General features: G+C 54.0%; 1 protein-coding gene. It reads right to left on the bottom strand.

The genetic code is table 11. The annotated features are described in order from the left end of the window. Positions 1-302 precede the first annotated feature (302 nt). On the bottom strand, positions 303-1,016 hold the full coding sequence (locus MOV76_RS39170; protein WP_247266601.1) for a DNA helicase: 714 nt from the start codon (positions 1,014-1,016) through the stop codon (positions 303-305). Positions 1,017-1,319 lie beyond the last annotated feature (303 nt).

The raw sequence follows: 1,319 nt of genomic DNA, 5'->3' as shown, positions 1-1,319 counted from the left end.
AGGAATTTATCCCGAGCCCGATACTATGCCGAGCCCATTCCCTAAAGCCCGAGATTTCCGGTAATCCAAGAACGAAAGCTCGGCATAATAGTCTGTCTCCGCAACTGCAACGTAGCGGAGATATGCATGACTATTCCTCGTTTCTCGACAACTTTGATCCTTGGCGGAGACCATGACATCGCGGTGAGGGCCGCGATGTCATGCCGAGCCCACCAATCATCGGGGAGCTTTCACTAAGGCAGGACAGCGCCATCAGCGGTCATGAGAGAAGGAGCCGCGACCATCGAGGTCGCGGCAGGCAGTCATGCAACGTCTTGTAGCTGGGCCTCTCCATTGTGGAGGAAGCATGCTTTGGAAAAGAGACCCAGATCGACGAAGTTTGGTAAGCGAACGTCTCCAATGTCAGGAAGCCGTTTGCCCTCCGTTTCAAATGACCTGTCTATCTGGGAAATAAAACCGAGGACAACGCCAGTGCGTTGTGCGAACTCTCCCAGAGTTTGCAGTTGTTCGGAAAGCACCGGTTTGCTCCGCTGCTGGTCAAGCAGTTGCAAGTAATCAATGACCGCGATTGCGCCGGATTCTAATCCAGACATGTGTTGGATGATATATTCTGCGCTGATCTGATCAGATGTAAAAATCTGCACGGCGTCCGCAATGTTGCCTCCCGGTGCCTCCAATGATTTGAGACGCTTCCATGCCTGTTGCTCGGTAAACTCTAAGGTAAACAGCAAGGCTTTGCGGCCATCGCGAGCGGCGTCTATTAGAAGCTGAAGACCCAGCTTGGTCTTGCCGTGGCCGGGTCGGCCCGCAAGTAGTAGCATGTCGCCGTCGTCAAGACGCGACAGGACTGTTTCGGATAGCGGGCCAGAAGACATGCTTGCGGAAAGCAGGCTCCATTTCCCAAACCCCTCTTCGCGTGCGATCTGGTCTAGTGCCTCGTTCAGGGGGACGCTGTTACTGCGAGCCATCAGCTTGGCCCGACGTTTGAGCTGGAATATTGGTGCAGAAAGCTTCATCAAAAACCTCCATTGCGAGCCAGACCGCAACCCCTCCTAATGCGATGCTCGAACAGATGGTTCGATGAGATGTAGTCACCCTACATGTGAGATGCTTCCCCGAAAGGAGGGGGGAGGCTTGGGTCTAGCCTGTGCCTGAGATTTAGTAAGTTGCGCGATTCGTGGCAAGGGCTCGTGACCGCAATAGGACGAACCCGGTCTTCCAAGCCATCCAAACTATGCCGAGCTTTCGTTCTTGGATTACCGGAAATCTCGGGCTTTAGGGAATGGGCTCGGCATAGTATCGGGCTCGGGATAAATTCC

This window comes from Rhizobium sp. PRIMUS64, assembly GCF_023006465.1.
GTDB classification, from domain to species: Bacteria; Pseudomonadota; Alphaproteobacteria; order Rhizobiales; family Rhizobiaceae; genus Rhizobium; species Rhizobium leguminosarum.
Note: the sequence above shows the minus strand (reverse complement) of the source record. Positions and strands in the feature narration are given on the sequence as shown.

Bases quoted from the DNA above. Each gene is read 5' to 3' on its own strand.
- MOV76_RS39170 (WP_247266601.1), bottom strand. From the start codon at position 1,016: ATGAAGCTTTCTGCACCAATATTCCAGCTCAAACGTCGGGCCAAGCTG.